General features: G+C 73.1%; 14 protein-coding genes. 4 read left to right on the top strand and 10 right to left on the bottom strand.

What is annotated here, in order from left to right:
* Positions 1-67: 67 nt before the first annotated feature.
* The 3 genes from ACNJ93_RS20030 to ACNJ93_RS20020 form a co-directional block, all read right to left on the bottom strand.
* Positions 68-1,315, bottom strand: a complete 1,248-nt coding sequence (locus ACNJ93_RS20030; RefSeq protein ID WP_418958772.1) for a hypothetical protein — start codon at positions 1,313-1,315, stop codon at positions 68-70.
* 1 nt (position 1,316) lies between these two features.
* Entirely contained in the window at positions 1,317-2,213 is an 897-nt protein-coding gene (locus ACNJ93_RS20025; RefSeq protein WP_418958771.1) for a hypothetical protein, read from the bottom strand.
* 229 nt (positions 2,214-2,442) lie between these two features.
* On the bottom strand, positions 2,443-3,795 hold the full coding sequence (locus ACNJ93_RS20020) for a BTAD domain-containing putative transcriptional regulator (protein WP_418961472.1): 1,353 nt from the start codon (positions 3,793-3,795) through the stop codon (positions 2,443-2,445).
* A gap of 159 nt (positions 3,796-3,954) precedes the next feature.
* On the opposite strand from ACNJ93_RS20020, the gene ACNJ93_RS20015 reads away from it, so the two are divergent.
* Together ACNJ93_RS20015 and ACNJ93_RS20010 are read left to right on the top strand one after the other, a co-directional pair.
* Positions 3,955-4,467 carry a hypothetical protein gene (locus tag ACNJ93_RS20015; RefSeq protein ID WP_418958770.1) on the top strand — a complete coding sequence of 171 codons (513 nt, stop codon included), beginning with the start codon at positions 3,955-3,957 and terminating at the stop codon, positions 4,465-4,467.
* Between the two features lie 236 nt (positions 4,468-4,703).
* On the top strand, positions 4,704-5,096 hold the full coding sequence (locus ACNJ93_RS20010) for a hypothetical protein (RefSeq protein WP_418958769.1): 393 nt from the start codon (positions 4,704-4,706) through the stop codon (positions 5,094-5,096).
* Positions 5,097-5,172: 76 nt separating this feature from the next.
* Here ACNJ93_RS20010 and ACNJ93_RS20005 read toward each other — a convergent pair whose 3' ends face one another.
* Both ACNJ93_RS20005 and ACNJ93_RS20000 read right to left on the bottom strand, forming a co-directional pair.
* Complete coding sequence (locus ACNJ93_RS20005; RefSeq protein WP_418958768.1) at positions 5,173-6,441, bottom strand: L,D-transpeptidase; 1,269 nt, start codon at positions 6,439-6,441, stop codon at positions 5,173-5,175.
* Positions 6,442-6,637: 196 nt separating this feature from the next.
* Complete coding sequence (locus ACNJ93_RS20000; RefSeq protein WP_418958767.1) at positions 6,638-6,994, bottom strand: hypothetical protein; 357 nt, start codon at positions 6,992-6,994, stop codon at positions 6,638-6,640.
* A gap of 110 nt (positions 6,995-7,104) precedes the next feature.
* Here ACNJ93_RS20000 and ACNJ93_RS19995 point away from each other — a divergent pair, with 110 nt between their 5' ends.
* Entirely contained in the window at positions 7,105-7,380 is a 276-nt protein-coding gene (locus tag ACNJ93_RS19995) for a hypothetical protein (protein ID WP_418958766.1), read from the top strand.
* Between the two features lie 95 nt (positions 7,381-7,475).
* Here ACNJ93_RS19995 and hutH read toward each other — a convergent pair whose 3' ends face one another.
* From hutH to ACNJ93_RS19970, 5 genes are all read right to left on the bottom strand, one after another.
* Positions 7,476-9,017, bottom strand: a complete 1,542-nt coding sequence (gene hutH, locus ACNJ93_RS19990; RefSeq protein WP_418961471.1) for a histidine ammonia-lyase — start codon at positions 9,015-9,017, stop codon at positions 7,476-7,478.
* A 138-nt stretch (positions 9,018-9,155) separates the two neighbouring features.
* On the bottom strand, positions 9,156-10,274 hold the full coding sequence (locus ACNJ93_RS19985; RefSeq protein WP_418958765.1) for a diguanylate cyclase domain-containing protein: 1,119 nt from the start codon (positions 10,272-10,274) through the stop codon (positions 9,156-9,158).
* 120 nt (positions 10,275-10,394) lie between these two features.
* Positions 10,395-11,183 carry an enoyl-CoA hydratase/isomerase family protein gene (locus ACNJ93_RS19980; protein ID WP_418958764.1) on the bottom strand — a complete coding sequence of 263 codons (789 nt, stop codon included), beginning with the start codon at positions 11,181-11,183 and terminating at the stop codon, positions 10,395-10,397.
* A gap of 58 nt (positions 11,184-11,241) precedes the next feature.
* Positions 11,242-12,372 carry an adenylate/guanylate cyclase domain-containing protein gene (locus ACNJ93_RS19975; RefSeq protein ID WP_418958763.1) on the bottom strand — a complete coding sequence of 377 codons (1,131 nt, stop codon included), beginning with the start codon at positions 12,370-12,372 and terminating at the stop codon, positions 11,242-11,244.
* Positions 12,373-12,687: 315 nt separating this feature from the next.
* Positions 12,688-13,563 (bottom strand): biotin--[acetyl-CoA-carboxylase] ligase, encoded by an 876-nt coding sequence (locus ACNJ93_RS19970; protein WP_418958762.1) that lies wholly within the window; start codon positions 13,561-13,563, stop codon positions 12,688-12,690.
* A gap of 134 nt (positions 13,564-13,697) precedes the next feature.
* Here ACNJ93_RS19970 and ACNJ93_RS19965 point away from each other — a divergent pair, with 134 nt between their 5' ends.
* Positions 13,698-15,302 carry an acyl-CoA carboxylase subunit beta gene (locus ACNJ93_RS19965; RefSeq protein WP_418958761.1) on the top strand — a complete coding sequence of 535 codons (1,605 nt, stop codon included), beginning with the start codon at positions 13,698-13,700 and terminating at the stop codon, positions 15,300-15,302.
* The last annotated feature ends 11 nt before the right edge of the window (positions 15,303-15,313 follow it).

Raw genomic sequence — 15,313 nt, 5'->3', positions numbered from 1 at the left:
CGGCCCGCCGGCCGTGGTCCTTCCCCTTGTCGTGCGACTTGCCGTGCGACTCGTCGTGCGGCCAGCCTCAGCCGGCCCAGCGCGCCGTCTCGAAGGACGCCGTGCCCGCGGCCGTCGGCCGGTCCGGGAGCTTCGACCAGGCCAGGTGCTCGCCCTTCGCGTACACGACGCTGAAGCCCTCCTCCGCGCCCAGCCGCCACAGGCGCCCGCGGGCGAAGTCGTAGACGTACTGGCCCGCGTCGCCCGCCGCGCTGCCGTTGCCCCAGGCGAGGAACCGCGGCGTGGACCGCAGGAACATCGTCGAGGGGGCCGCGTGGCCGAGGGCGAAGCTGACGGCCTTCTGCTTCGCCGTGTCCAGGGAGTACAGCGTCGCCGACTCCTGCTCCGGCGCCGCGACCACCCAGCTGACGTGGTGACCCGCGACCGTGAGCGCCGTGATCTGGCGGCCGGCCGGCAGCGGGCCGGCCGTGACGACCGTGTCCTTGCCGTCCGCCGCCACCCGGCGGATCTCGTAGCGGTCCTTCGGGAAGCCCGGCGACACGTCCTCGGAGCGGACGTAGTACACCGCTCCGCCGGCGGCCCGCGGCAGCTTGCCGCCCTCCGCCACGGTCGCCGGCTCGCCGCCCCCGTCGAGGGCCTGCGAGACGATCCGGACCCCGAACTCCTGCTTCCCGGAGACCGGGTACGTGGCCGCCCAGTACGCCCGCCGGTCGCCGACCGTCGGGGCGGAGGTGCCCGGGGCCTCCGGAAGTTCCTTGCCCTTGCCGAGGGCGGCGGAGTTTCCGAGCAGGGTCGTCCTGCCGGTCTTCGGCGAGTACGCGAAGACGCACCAGTCGAAGACGTACAGGTTGGTGCTGGCGGACTCGGTCCAGACGACCGTGCCGTCCCGCTCGTCGGCGTAGACGGCCTGTCGCGGCTGGTCCGAGCAGCTCTGCCGGGCCTTGGGGAACGGGGCGAAGCCCGCGCCCGTGCGCAGCCCGACCTCGCTCTGGCCGATGGTCACGGTGCCGTCCCCGGTCTTCGGGGGCGGGTTGGCGGCCGCGACGAGACCGCCCGCGGACGTGACGTCCAGGACGGTGAGGCTGCGGCCGCCGGAGGCGTCCGACGCGGAGACGAAGCCCGGCCGGTACTGCCGGCCGGCAGCGGCCGCCGCGGCCCGCCGCGTGTCCAGGGCGGCGGAGACGGCGAACGGCGTGGTCGGTGCCGTGGTGGGAGGACGGGTGGCGCCCGCGTCGCCGCGGGAACCACCCTCACCCGTGCACGCGACCAGGCCGGCGAGGAGGGCCACGAGGGTTACTGCCGACCGTGCGCGCATGCTAGTAGGCGATTCCGTTCGACTGGAGGAAGTAGCCCGCGAAGTTGCGGGTGTTGTAGCTGAAGGTCTTGTTGACCGACGACCACACGGTGGTGGACGGGTCCGCCCACTTGCTGGTCTCACCGCTGTTGCTGTAGCCGTACGCGGTGATCCAGTGGCCGATGGTCTTGTTGACCGGGTGGCCGTTGTAGTGGCGGCCGTTGGCGAACTCGACCGTGTCCGCGGCGACCGGCATGCTGTTGGTGCCGATGGCGTGGCGGAGGGCCTTCACGGTGAGGGTGCGGCTCGGCCGGTCGACCTGCACGTAGTACGGCTCGCCGCGCCAGCGGTTGATGCCGGTGACGAAGCGCTTGCTGCTCCAGTCCGTGCGGCCGGCGTTCTGGGTGTTCATGTGGGCGCTGTTGGCGAAGTTCGCCTGGCTGAACGCGTTGCGGTTGTACTTGCTGCGGATCGCGCCGTCGGCCATCTTGACCATCATCGCGCCGGTGGCCGGGCCGCAGTAGAAGTTCTTCGCCTGGCCGTAGTGGGTCAGGCGCAGGGTCTTGGAGGTCGGGGCCGCCATGGCCGCGAACTCGCCGCTGCGCGCCTGGACGGTGCGCCGGTCGGCGAGCTTGTACTTCTGCAGGTACGCGGACTCCCGCCGCTGGACGGAGGCGAGGTCGCCGCGGCCCTCCACGGCCGCGTACCACGCCTCGGTGAGGGCGATCTTCTCCTTGGCCTGGGCCGTGAGCGGCTCGGCGCCCGGTCCGGAGACGTCGGCGCCGGTGTAGTTGCCGGTCACCCCGCCCCGGGGGCCGTCGGCGGCGTGCGCGGGGGCCCCGAGCACGGCGACGGAGGCGAGGGCGAGACCGCAGACGCCGGCGGACAGGCCGGCACGGCGGCGCAGAGACTTCTGCATCGTTGTTTTCCACTCCTCAAGCGCGCATCCGTGGATGGGCGCGGATCGAAGGAGAGGGGTACGGGCGTGGTCGACACCCGTCAGCATCCCGCCGCCCTGTGCGGGCGGCGGGATCCCCCCGTGAAGCACCACCCATACAACTCCCGCCCCAACCGCCCCACAACGGCCCACCGGGCCCAACTAGCCCCTGGCCAGGGCCCATTCGTCGGCATGGGCCCGGGCCCCCCGCTCAGCCTCCGCCGCCCGCACCGCCGCCGCACGTGGACAGCGAGCACCAGCGCCGCCGCCCCGCGGCGTCCAGGAACAGCCAGCCGCAGTCGTCGCTCGGGCAGGCCCGGATCGTGAGGCGGCGCGGATCGGTGAGGAGGTCCGCGGCGGCCCGGGCGGTGGCGTACAGCGGCAGCCGCAGGCCCGCCGCCGGGGTCAGTCTCCAGTGGGCCAGCCCGTCGGGGCCCAGCGTGAGCACCGCGGCGCGCGCCGCCTCCCGGGCCGTCGCCGCGACCGCGGCGAAGGCGCGGGCGTCGGTGGGGTCGGTGAGGCAGGCGTACAGCCGGGTCCGGAACTCCCGCGCCTCGGCGAGCACCGCCTCCGCCTCCCGCGGGCTCCGTTCGGCCCGCTCGACGAGCCCCGCGACCACTCCCTCCTCCGCCAGGTCCAGATGGCCCGCCCAGACGGCGAGCGTGCGGTAGGTGCGCAGCCAGTCAGAGCCGGGGATCCGCGGGGCGCGGCGCCAGCCGGCGAACGTGTTGCAGAACTCCAGGGCCGGGTGTCCGCCGGTCGACCACGGCAGCCACTCCCCGTCGACCCGCACCGCGTAGAGCGGGGCCGGCGGCCGGTCCAGGCGCGGGTCGGCGGTCAGGACCCGGTGGTGCAGGGTGGCCAGCGCGGGTCCGGGGCCGACGCCGAGCTCCTCCGCCAGGTAGGCGCGGGTCCGCTCGTACAGCTCCAGCGCCTCGGCGCGCCGGCCCGCCCGGTACAGCGCGGTCATCAGGGCCGCCACCAGGTCCTCGCGGCCGGGCAGTTCGTCCGCGAGCGGGGTCAGGTCGGCGAGGACCCGCTCGTGCAGGCCCATCGCCAGCTGGGCCCGGGCCCGCTGCTCGAGGGCGGACAGCCGCAGCTCCGCGAGCCGCCCGTCGAGCCGGTCCCGCAGCGCGTCGTCGACGACGTCGGCGAGCAGCGGGCCACGCCAGAGGGCGAGCGCCCGGTCGTAGCGGCGGGTCTTCTCGGCCGGGTCGCCGGCGGCCGCCGCCCGCCCGAGCTCCGCGCGGAACTCCGTCACGTCCACGCGGTGTCCGTCCGTGGCGGGGAGGTCGAGCGCGTAGCCGTCGTGGCGGGTGTCGACGCGCAGCCCGTACGGCCGCAGCGCGGCCCGCAGCCGGCCGACGTACGTGTGGACGGTCGCCCGTGCGGCGGCCGGCGGGTCGTCGTTCCACAGCAGGCCGATCAGCCGGTCGGTGGTCACCGCGGCGCCCGGCTCCAGGAGCAGCACCGCGAGCAGGCGGCGTTCCTGGCGGCGCAGTCCGCGGAGCACCCGTTCGCCGTCCTGCCAGGCCCCGAAGGGGCCCAACAGCCGGAATTCCAGGGGCGGGGCGGTCGTCACGCCGTCACCCTAACCACGCCCCGGCCGGGTGGTCAGGATCCGGTCAGCGGGTGGGGTGAGGCTCGGCCCGTCCCCGGGGAGCCGGCGGCGCCGGTGCTCCGGACCGCTCCCCCGCCCGTGTCTCTTCGTCAGGAGTCCGCCATGCGCGCGTTCGCCGTCCCCCTCACCGCCGTCACCGCCCTGCTCGCGCTGACCGCCCCGGCCCGGGCCGCCGATGCCACCACCGAGGAATGGGTCCCGGCGCCGACCCCGTCGTACTCCTTCCCCGCCGGGACGCGCTGCGACTTCCCCGTCCGCACCGAGCCGGTCGTCGACGAGGTGGTGCGCCGCACGATCCGGTCGTACGAGGACGACAGCCCGATGCTCGTCGCGTACAAGGGCGCGCTGGTCGTGCGGGTCACGAACGCCGAGACCGGCGCGTACGTCGACGCCGACGCGGGCGGCCGGGCGTTGATCGACTTCCGGCCGGACGACTCCCAGTACTGGCGGGTGTCCGGCCCGATCCTCGCGGGTTTCGGCGAGAACACCGGCACGCTGCCGCGCGGCCTGTACACGCTCGACGGCGCCTACACGCTGGAGATCTCCCCCACGGGGCACAAGACCCTCACCATGGCGCACGGCACGACCGAGAACCTGTGCGAACGGATCGGCTAGTGCCGGTCCGGCGGACCCGGCGGGCTCAGGGACCCAGGGGGCCCACGGGGCCGGTGGGCCCCCTGGGCCCGCCCCGCCGCCTGCGGGCGGAAGAACCGTGACACGACCGTTTCGCCCGGGTTCTGCCGAAGCTTCCGTTCCGCCCCTACCGTGAGACGCGCGGGGCCCTTCGGGCGTGCCCTGTCCGCCCCGGCCGCCCCGCTCCACGACTCGCGTCGACCCCAGGGGGGCCCACCATGCGTCCGACCCGTACCCGACACCTCGCCGCCATGGCGGCGCTCACCTCGCTCGTGCTCGCCGGCGGGGTGCTCGCCGCCGCCCCCGCGCAGGCGATCGGCGGCTGCTCCGCGGTCGCGGGCGCGCGAGCCTGCTGGAACAGCGACCGGGACGTCCTCACGCTCACGGACACCGCCGACGACGGCGCCCACGTCCGCGTGGACTACCTCGTCGACCTCGCCGAGGAGGACGTCGTGGGCGTCCTCGAGAACCGCCGCGGGCCGCGCACCACCGAGCGGCTGCGGCTCGGCCCGCTGGACCTGCCGGAGGGCAAGGCCATGGTGTGGTCGGTCTCCGTGTGGGCCGGCGACCGGCTGGTCGAGCAGGGCCCGGTCCAGTACCACACCACCTGACCGGCGGCCCCGCCGGAAAGCCGAAGGCGGCGGCGCCCCTGCCGGGGTGCCGCCGCCTTCCGTGCGTCCGGCGGGATCAGACCGCGGAGCCGGCCTTCCACTGGGACCAGCTCATGTTCCAGCCGTTGAGGCCGTTGTCCGGGGCGATGGTCTTGTCCTTGGAGTTCTTGACGACCACGACGTCACCGATGATCGAGTTGTCGTAGAACCAGGCGGCCATCTGGTTCGGGTCGCCGGCGCCCTTGACGTCGTTCAGGCCCACGCAGCCGTGGCTGGTGTTGGCGGAGCCGAAGATGGAGTCCGGGCCCCAGTAGTTGCCGTGGATGAAGGTGCCCGAAGTCGACAGCCGCATGGCGTGCGGCACGTCCTTGATGTCGTACTCGCCCTTGCCGTCGTCGTCGGTGAAGCCGACGGTCGCGCCGTTCATCCGGGTCTCCTTGAACTTCTCGGAGATCACCATCTGACCGTTGTAGGTCGGGTTCTCCGGGGAGCCGGCGGAGATCGGGATCGTACGGATCACCTTGCCGTCCTGCGTGACCTTCATGGTCTTCGCGGCGACGTCCACGGTGGAGACCTGGTTGCGGCCGATCTTGAAGGTGACGGTCTTCTGCTGCACGCCGAAGACGCCCTTGGCGCCCTCGACGCCGTCGAGGTCCAGCTTCAGGGTGACGGTCGAGCCCTCGGTCCAGTACTGCTCCGGGCGGAAGTCCAGGCGCTGGGAGTTGAACCAGTGGCCCACGACCTCCTGACCGGTGCTGGAGGAGACGGCGATGCCGCTCTGGACAGCCTTCTTGTCCGTGATCGGCTTGTTGAAGTTGATCGAGACGGGCATGCCGACGCCGACCGTGGAGCCGTCCTCCGGCGTGAAGTTGCCGATGAAGCTGTTCGCCTTGGAGACCGTGGTGAACGAGGTGTTCTCGTGCGCCTCCAGGCCGGACGCGTCCTTCGCCGTCGCGGAGATCTTGTAGACCGTGGCGCGCTCCAGCTGCTCGGACGGCTGCCAGCTGGTGCCGTCCGCGGAGATCTCACCCTTGACGGTCTTGCCGTCCGCGCTGGTCATGGTGACCTCGGTGAGCGTGCCGTCGGCGACGGTCACCTTCGCGTCCTTGTTGATCGACGCGTTCACGGCGCCGTTCTTCGGCGTGATGGTTATCTGCGCCTTGGAGGTCTTCTGGGCCGCCGCCTCGTCGACCTGTTCCTGCGACCCGGGAGTCTTCGCGCCCGTCGCCCCGCCCTCGTCGCCCCCGGTGCACGCCGAGAGCACCAGCACGCCCCCGAGTACCGCGGCGGCCGCCGCGAGGCCCTTCTTGCGCCGCCAGCCGTCCGTGATCACACGCTTCTCCATGGTCGCCGAATTCCCCTACCGACACTCTCTAAGAACTTCCATCTACCCGAGCGGTTCCGACTCCGTCGGGTTTGTGGGGAACACCACTGATCGACGCACGCGCGGAGCGGCTGGTTCCAGGTCTGCTTCCTGGAGTACGGCAAAGCCCCGGGCGCCGTCTGAGGACGGAGCTCCGGGGCGTCCCGGGCGTGCTGGTTCAGGCCCGGGCGGCCGGCTCACCGTCCTCGTCGTCTTCCTCGGCCACATCATCCTCGTCGAGGTCCCACTCCACCGCATCGGGGTCGTACTCGACGGGCTCGGTGCTCCACGAGGCGTGCGCCAGCTCGACGCCGGGCACGTCGCCGAGCAGGTCGACGGGGTCGACGAGGTAGGCCAGGGCCTCCGACTCGTCCTCGCGGACCGCCTCCTCGGCGAAGGTCCGCTCGGCCGCCGGCATGAGGTCGTCGACCGCGATCCGCTCCAGGGCGGCGGCGGTCAGGGCGTCGGGGGAATCGACCTCGAGGATCAGATCCACCCGAAGCCGTACGAACCGTGAGTTCTCAGAAGTCGTCATACGACGGAGCGTAAGCTCCCGGGAGCCTCGGCTTTCCCCCGACCCGCTGAGTTCATTAGCATCGGCGCACGTCGCCAATTCGCGGTTTCCGCAAGGGGGATCGAATTTCCGTGTCCGTCGCTCGCCGACCGCTGCTGACCGCCACCGCCGCGGGCTCGCTGCTGTGCGCGCTGTGGTTCGTCCCGTCCGCGAACGCCACGGCCGGGGAGGACGCGTCCTCCCAGCGGCCCGCCGCGGTCACGCAGAGCGAGGGGGAGGAGCTGCGCCTCGCCGACACCGGAAGCGGCGTGGACACCACCCCGTACCTGCTGGGCGGCACCGGTTTCCTCGTCGTCGGCGCGGGCTTCGTGACACTGGCGATGCACCGGAGCGGCCGCGCGTACTGAGCCGTACGGCAGACGCGTCGAGAGGCATGCGCGTCAATGAGGCATACGCGTCGAGGGCCGCGCCCGGTGTCCGGGTGCGGCCCTCCGCGCGTTCCTCAGGCCAGCGGGCCGGTGACCGTCTCGACGGCGGCGACGAGCTTGCCGCTGCGGACGAAGACGTCGGCGGCCTCCAGGTCGGGGGCCAGGAAGCGGTCCGGGCCGGGGCCCTGGACGCCGGCCTCGCGCAGCGCCTCGATGGCGGCCTGCGAGGCGGGGGCCGGGGTCAGGCCGTGGCGCAGCTCGATGCCGCGGGTGGCGGCGTACAGCTCGACGGCGAGGATCCGGTTGAGGTTGCCGATCGCGGTGCGCAGCTTGCGGGCGGCGGACCAGCCCATGGAGACGTGGTCCTCCTGCATCGCGGAGGACGGGATGGAGTCGGCGGAGGCCGGGACGGCCAGCCGCTTCATCTCGCTGACCAGGGCGGCCTGGGTGTACTGGGCGATCATCAGGCCCGAGTCCACGCCGGCGTCGTCGGCGAGGAACGGCGGCAGGCCGTGGCTGCGGTTCTTGTCGAGGAGCCGGTCGGTGCGGCGCTCGGCGATGGAGCCGAGGTCGGCGGCGGCGATGGCCAGGAAGTCGAGGACGTACGCGACCGGGGCGCCGTGGAAGTTGCCGTTGGACTCGACGCGGCCGTCGCGCAGGACGACCGGGTTGTCGACGGCCGAGGCGAGCTCGCGCTCGGCGACGAGGCGGGCGTGCGCCAGGGTGTCGCGGCCGGCGCCGGCGACCTGCGGGGCGCAGCGGATCGAGTACGCGTCCTGGACGCGCGGGGCCTCGTCGGCCTGGAAGTGGCCGGTGAGCCCGGAGCCCTTGAGGACGGCCAGCATGTTGGCGGCGGAGGCGCCCTGGCCCGGGTGGGGGCGGATGGCGTGCAGCTCGGGGCGGAGGACCTTGTCGGTGCCGAGCAGGGCCTCCAGGGAGAGCGCCGCGGTGATGTCGGCGGTCTTGTAGAGGGTGTCGAGGTCGGCGAGGGCCATGACCAGCATGCCGAGCATGCCGTCGGTGCCGTTGAGGAGGGCCAGGCCCTCCTTCTCGCGGAGCTCGACGGGCGCGATGCCGTGCTCGGCGAGCAGCTCGCCGGCGGGGCGCACGGTGCCGTCGGGGCCCTCCGCGTCGCCCTCGCCCATGAGCGCGAGCGCGCAGTGGGAGAGCGGCGCGAGGTCGCCGGAGCAGCCGAGGGAGCCGTACTCGTGGACGACCGGGGTGATGCCGGCGTTGAGCAGGTCGGCCATGGTCTGCGCGACCTCGGGGCGGACGCCGGTGTGCCCGGACGCGACCGTCTTGAGGCGCAGGAACATCAGCGCGCGCACCACCTCGCGCTCGACCCGCGGGCCCATGCCGGCGGCGTGCGAGCGGACGATGTTGCGCTGCAGCTGGGCGCGGAGCTCGTGGCTGATGTGCCGGGTGGCCAGCGCGCCGAAGCCCGTGGAGACGCCGTAGACCGGCTCGGGCTTGGCGGCGAGCGCGTCCACGATCGCACGCGCGTCGGCGAGGGCCTGCAGGGCCTCCTGCGAGAGCTCGACACGGGCGCCGTGACGGGCGACGGCGATGACGTCCTGGGCGGTGGTGCCGGACGTCCCCAGCACGACTGTTTGCATATCCATATTCAGCAGCCTACGGACTGAATCCCAACATGTCACCACCCCTCTTGCACCTGACCCCTTACCGAAACCGTTTCGGCTGGTCAGCGGCGCGAAGAGGGAGCGGACGACGGGGCGGTCGGCGCCCGGCGGCGGTCAGAGCGGCGGGGCGTCGCGGAAGCGGCGGCGGTCGCGGGGGTGCGGCGGCGGCGTGTCGGCCAGCCGGACGACGGCGCCGTCCCGGCCGGCGACCACCGGCTTCGAGGAGCGCGCCGCCTTCGCCTGGTACTGGGCCGCGTCCGCGAGCCGGAACAGCCGGCGGGCCGAGCGCAGCGGCCCGATCGGATCGCCGGTGGACGCGACGCCGCAGGCCACGCCCTCGCCGAGCTCCAGCTCCTCGGCCCGGACGCAGAGCTCGTCCGCCACCCGGACGACCTCGTCCGCCGAGGGACCCACGGTCAGCAGGCAGAACTCGTCGCCGCCGAGCCGGGCCGCCAGCGCCCCTGGGAGCCGGGCCCCGCATCGTGACAGTACGGAGCCGAACCGTTCCAGCAACCGGTCGCCCACGGCGTGACCGTGGGTGTCGTTGACCCGCTTGAGGCCGTTCAGGTCGCACACGAGAAGGCTGACGACGGTGCCGTCGGCGCGGTACCGCTCGATGGCCTCGTCCAGCCGGGTGTCCACGGCCCGGCGGTTGGCCAGGCCGGTGAGCGGGTCGGTGAAGGCCAGCGTACGGACCTCCTCCAGCCGTTCCGCCTGGGCGATCCCGGCCGCGACGACCGCGGCGAGGACGGTCGCGAAGTCCGCGTCGTCCCGGTCGAAGACCCGCGCCCCGACCGGCCGCGCCACGTACAGCTCGCCCCAGGCCCGGCCGTGCAGCACGATGGGGGCCACCACGCAGCAGCCCCGGCCGCGCCGGCGCAGCCCGAGGACCCGGCCGGTCGCCGGGTCGTCGTCCGCGGTCTCCACCCAGCCCTCGGGCCCGCCGCCGCCGGCCCAGCGCTCGTGCAGGAACTCCGTGATCTCGGGGAACTCGTGCACCGGGTACGTCTCGGAGTCCGGGAACTCCTCCTCGCCCCGCGCCCGCTCGCCCGCATTGACCAGCACCTTCAGCCGGCCGTGGTCCCGCTCCCACACCGACACGGCGGCGAAGCCGCCACCGAGCCCCGACATGGCGCCGAGCGCCGCCGCCCGCCAGGACTCGCGCGGGGTGTGTGCCGCCGCCATCGCCTGCGCCAGGGCCACTACGGCCCGCAGCCGCACATCCTCTCCCATTCCTCCAGCTTAGGGAGGTTTCGCCCGTTTACCCTCGCGAGCCGTCACCTGAGATCACGAAGCGTCACGGACGTCACCCGCGCGGGCCGCGAAACCGGGGCGGCGCGGGCCGTCGAGGGCTCACATCCCGGGCCACTCCGGCTTGCGCTTCTCGTTGAACGCCGCCACGCCCTCCGCCCGATCGCCGGAGAAGGCCACCGAGCGCCAGGCCGCGTCCTCGACCTCCAGGCCGGCCCGCAGGTCCAGGCCCTGGCCCAGGCGCATCGCGCGCTTCGCCGCGCGCAGGCCGACCGGGGAGTTCGCGGCGATCCGGCCGGCCAGCTCCAGGGCGGCCGTCCGCGCGTCCTCCTCCAGCAGGTCCACCAGGCCCAGCTCGCGCGCCTCGGCGGCCTCCACCCGGCGGGCCGTGAAGACCAGCTCGGCCGCGCGGGCCGCGCCCACGCGGCGCGGCAGGAGCTGCGTACCGCCGCCGCCGGGGATCACGCCCACGGAGACCTCCGGCAGGCCGACGACGGCGGTCGCGTCGGCCACGATCACGTCGCAGGCGAGCGCCAGCTCGAAGCCGCCGCCCAGCGCGAAGCCGTGCACCGCGGCGACGGTCGGCATCGGCAGCTCCAGGACGCCGGTGTACGCGGCGCGGGCCGTCGGGCGCTGGCGGACGAGCTCGGCGTCCGTGAAGGAGTTGCGCTCCTTCAGGTCCGCGCCCACGCAGAAGGCCCGGTCGTTCGAGGAGGTCAGCACGGTGACCCGGACGGAGGCATCGGCGGCGAGGGCGTCGCAGGCGGCGGCGAGGGAGCGGGCCATCTCGGAGGAGACGGCGTTCATCGCCTTGGGCCGGTCGAGGACGAGTTCGGCGACGAAGCCCTCCCTGCGGACCACCACGAACTCACCAAAACGCTGCTCGGACATGCTGGAGCCCTCCCGGTTAACGAGTGTTCACCGGGATCCTAGGGCCTGGGCAGCCCGATCAGGAGGGGCGGCGGCTGAGCTGCCAGGGCTCCACGACGCCGAGACCGCGGACCGGCCGCTGCCACATCGGCTGCAGCGCGAACCGGTACGCCGGAGGCTTCTCGCCCTCCTTCTCGGCGCGCGCCGCCTCCTCCGCGGCCTGCGTCTCCGAGACCGGCGCCTCGCCCGTCCTGGTCAGCTCCTCGGCGAGCGCGCCGTCCACCAGCACGGTGTCCTTCGGCGCTATCGAGGTGAGCCGGCTGGCCAGGTTCACCGTCGTGCCGAAGACGTCGCCCATCCGCGTCGTCACCGTGCCGAACGCGATGCCCACCCGCAGCGCCGGCATCGTCTCGTCGTGGGACAGGGTCTCGATCAGCCGCAGCGCGATCTCCGCGGCGGTGCCGGCGTCGTCGGCCGCGTACAGCACCTCGTCGCCCAGGGTCTTGATCAGCCGGCCGCCGTGCGCGGCGACGAGGTCGGCGCAGGTGGTCTCGAAGGACTCGACCAGCTCGCCGAGCTCCTCCTCCTCCAGGCGGCGGGTCAGCCGCGTGAAGCCCACCAGGTCGGCGAAGCCGACGGCCAGGCGCCGGTCGACCATCTCCTCGTCGTCCGCCGCCTGCACCACGCGGCCGGTCGCGGCGGCGAGCTGCCGCCGCCACACGTACACCAGGAACTCCTCCAGCTCCGGCAGGAGCAGCTCCACCAGCGGGTACGTCACCTCGGTGCGGGTCATGCCCGGCTCCGGCGGCTCGGTCAGGCCCTCCAGGAAGGAGTCGATCTGCCATTCGGCCAGCCGGGCGGTGGTCTGCCCGGTCGACCGGGCGACCTGCACCGCCATCGGCTCGCTCAGCAGCCCGGCCTCGACGAGACCGGCCAGCCGCCGCAGCGCCAGCACGTCCGCCTCGGTGAGCGCCTTGGCCTGGCCGATGTCGGCGAAGCCCATGGCCCGCCAGAAGCGCGAGGCCAGCTCCATGGAGACGCCGGCCGTACGGGCCGCCTGGAAGGGCGTGTAGCGCCGGTCCGCGCCCAGGATGAGCTGTTCGAGGCGGATCGCCAGAGGGTCGTCGGTCGGCTCCGCCGTGTGGTCGACGACATGGTGCGGAGTGGGATGGGTGTCCCCGCCACCTGAGTTCGCGTCGTCGACGGTCACCGGCCGCCTCCTGCCCGTTCCCTGCCCACTTGCCTGCCGATCTGTCGCCTGGATCGCGCTCCACGATACGACAGGTGTGTGCTGGCTCACGCCGCATCCCGTCGTGGAATCCGGCCGGGGTGGGTACACACAGGCCCCGGAGCGGCCGCACGCGGACCCGGGCGTGTACCCGCAAGCGGGTCGCCCACGCGCGATCCGGCCCCCGGGGCGGCCGCGCGCGGACCTCGGGCGCGGTACCCGGCCGGCCGCCAGGGCCTGTCCGGCGGATCATGACCGGGGCCGCGGCCTTTCCGACCCTGATCCGCCGGACAGGCCCTAGTCCTGCGCCCGTACGTGGACGATGTCGCCCGCGCCGACCGCCTCCGTGCCGCCGCCCTCCGTCTCCACGACCAGGCGGCCGTCCGCGTCCAGGCGGACCGCGTCGCCCTCCAGGACCCGGTCGCCCGGCAGCTCGGCGCGCACGCGGTGGCCGAGGGTCGCGCAGTCCGCCTCGTACGCGGCGCGCAGCCCCGACGCCTCCGGGTCGCCGCCCGCGCTGCGCCACTTCCCGTACCACTGCTCCAGGGACCGCAGCACGGCGCGCAGCAGGGTGTCCCGGTCGGTGGAGACGGCGTTCGCGAGCAGCAGCGAACCGGCCTGCGGCACGGGCAGCTCGTCCTCCCGCAGCGTCACGTTGATGCCGAGGCCCATGACGAGCGCGTCGTTCCCGGCCCGCTCGGCGAGGATCCCGCCGGTCTTGCGCTCCTCGCCCTTCACCCGCACGAGCAGGTCGTTGGGCCACTTCAGCGACAGGTCCGCGCCGGCCGCCCGGGACAGGGCCTGCGCGGCCGCGACCCCGGTCAGCAGCGGCAGCCAGCCCCAGCGCTCGACCGGCACCCCGGGCCTGAGCAGCACCGACACGAAAAGGCCGGAGCGCGCGGGCGCGACCCAGGACCGGTCGAGCCGACCCTTGCCCTCGGTCTGCTCCTCGGCGACGAGCACCGCGCCCTCGGGCAGTTCGGCGGCCCGGGCCGCGAGATCGGAGTTGGTCGAGCCGGTCGTCGGGACGACGTCGAGCGAGCTCCACAGCCCGCCGTCGAGCACGAGGGCCCGCCGCAGCGCGGCCTCGTCGAGCGGCGGCCGCTCGAGATCCGACCAACGACCACCGGCCGCGCCGGCGGCCGCATCACCTGAACCAATGGGAGGCGTCATGCAAGTCAGCCTAGGTGTGGCAAACGCCGCACTGCCGAACCGTATCGCCGCCGATACGCTACGGGTCAGTAGGCCATCAGTAGCCCATTCGCAGTCAACGAACCCCCCGTGACCAGGCAGGGAGCCGCATCCCGATGTCCGAGCCGGCAGCGCCCAACGAGATCGACATTCACACGACCGCAGGAAAGATCGCGGATCTGCAGCGCCGTATTCACGAGGCCACGCACGCGGGCTCCGAGCGGGCCGTCGAGAAGCAGCACGCGAAGGGGAAGTTGACCGCCCGCGAGCGGATCGACCTGCTCCTGGACGAGGGGTCCTTCGTCGAGCTGGACGAGCTGGCCCGGCACCGCTCGACCAATTTCGGCCTGGAGAAGAACAAGCCGTACGGCGACGGCGTGGTGACCGGCTACGGCACCGTCGACGGCCGGCCGGTCGCGGTGTTCTCCCAGGACTTCACGGTCTTCGGCGGGGCGCTCGGCGAGGTCTTCGGGCAGAAGATCATCAAGGTGATGGACTTCGCGCTGAAGACCGGCTGCCCGGTGATCGGCATCAACGACTCCGGCGGCGCCCGCATCCAGGAGGGCGTCAGCGCGCTCGGCATGTACGGCGAGATCTTCCGCCGCAACACGCACGCCTCCGGCGTCATCCCGCAGATCTCGCTGGTCGTCGGCCCCTGCGCGGGCGGCGCGGTCTACTCCCCCGCGATCACCGACTTCACGGTGATGGTCGACCAGACCTCGCACATGTTCATCACCGGCCCGGACGTGATCAAGACGGTGACGGGCGAGGACGTCGGCTTCGAGGAGCTGGGCGGCGCCCGCACCCACAACACGACGTCGGGCGTGGCCCACCACATGTCGGGCGACGAGAAGGACGCGATCGAGTACGTCAAGTCCCTGCTTTCGTACCTGCCTTCGAACAACCTCTCCGAGCCGCCGGCCTTCCCGGAGGTCGCCGAGACCGAGGCGAACGACGAGGACCGCGAGCTCGACACGCTGATCCCGGACTCGGCGAACCAGCCGTACGACATGCACGCCGTCATCGAACACGTCGTGGACGACGGCGAGTTCCTTGAGACGCAGGCGCTGTTCGCGCCGAACATCCTCACCGGCTTCGGCCGCGTCGAGGGCTTCCCGGTCGGCATCGTCGCCAACCAGCCGATGCAGTTCGCCGGCTGCCTGGACATCAACGCCTCCGAGAAGGCCGCGCGCTTCGTGCGCACCTGCGACGCCTTCAACATCCCGGTCATCACCTTCGTCGACGTGCCGGGCTTCCTGCCGGGCGTGGACCAGGAGTACGGCGGCATCATCCGCCGGGGCGCGAAGCTGATCTACGCGTACGCCGAGGCGACCGTCCCGCTGATCACCGTCATCACCCGCAAGGCGTTCGGCGGCGCGTACGACGTCATGGGCTCCAAGCACCTCGGCGCCGACCTGAACCTGGCCTGGCCGACCGCGCAGATCGCCGTCATGGGCGCGCAGGGCGCGGTCAACATCCTGCACCGCCGCACCCTGGCCGAGGCCGAGGCGAACGGCGAGGACGTCGAGGCGGTCCGCACCCGCCTGATCCAGGAGTACGAGGACACCCTGCTCAACCCGTACGTGGCCGCCGAGCGCGGTTACATCGACGGGGTGATCCTCCCCTCGGACACCCGCCCGCAGATCGTCAAGGGTCTGCGTCAGCTGCGCACGAAGCGGGAATCCCTGCCTCCGAAGAAGCACGGCAACATTCCGCTGTAGGCCCGGGAGGG

Source organism: Streptomyces tritici (assembly GCF_048500665.1).
In the GTDB taxonomy this organism is placed as follows: Bacteria; Actinomycetota; Actinomycetes; order Streptomycetales; family Streptomycetaceae; genus Streptomyces; species Streptomyces tritici.
This window is presented reverse-complemented; position numbering and strand designations above follow the sequence as displayed.

Coding starts and splice junctions, on each gene's coding strand:
- ACNJ93_RS20030 (WP_418958772.1), bottom strand. CDS start 1,315: ATGCGCGCACGGTCGGCAGTAACCCTCGTGGCCCTCCTCGCCGGCCTG.
- ACNJ93_RS20025 (WP_418958771.1), bottom strand. CDS start 2,213: ATGCAGAAGTCTCTGCGCCGCCGTGCCGGCCTGTCCGCCGGCGTCTGC.
- ACNJ93_RS20015 (WP_418958770.1), top strand. CDS start 3,955: ATGCGCGCGTTCGCCGTCCCCCTCACCGCCGTCACCGCCCTGCTCGCG.
- ACNJ93_RS20010 (WP_418958769.1), top strand. CDS start 4,704: ATGCGTCCGACCCGTACCCGACACCTCGCCGCCATGGCGGCGCTCACC.
- ACNJ93_RS20005 (WP_418958768.1), bottom strand. CDS start 6,441: ATGGAGAAGCGTGTGATCACGGACGGCTGGCGGCGCAAGAAGGGCCTC.
- ACNJ93_RS20000 (WP_418958767.1), bottom strand. CDS start 6,994: ATGACGACTTCTGAGAACTCACGGTTCGTACGGCTTCGGGTGGATCTG.
- hutH (WP_418961471.1), bottom strand. CDS start 9,017: ATGCAAACAGTCGTGCTGGGGACGTCCGGCACCACCGCCCAGGACGTC.
- ACNJ93_RS19985 (WP_418958765.1), bottom strand. CDS start 10,274: ATGGGAGAGGATGTGCGGCTGCGGGCCGTAGTGGCCCTGGCGCAGGCG.
- ACNJ93_RS19980 (WP_418958764.1), bottom strand. CDS start 11,183: ATGTCCGAGCAGCGTTTTGGTGAGTTCGTGGTGGTCCGCAGGGAGGGC.
- ACNJ93_RS19970 (WP_418958762.1), bottom strand. CDS start 13,563: ATGACGCCTCCCATTGGTTCAGGTGATGCGGCCGCCGGCGCGGCCGGT.
- ACNJ93_RS19965 (WP_418958761.1), top strand. CDS start 13,698: ATGTCCGAGCCGGCAGCGCCCAACGAGATCGACATTCACACGACCGCA.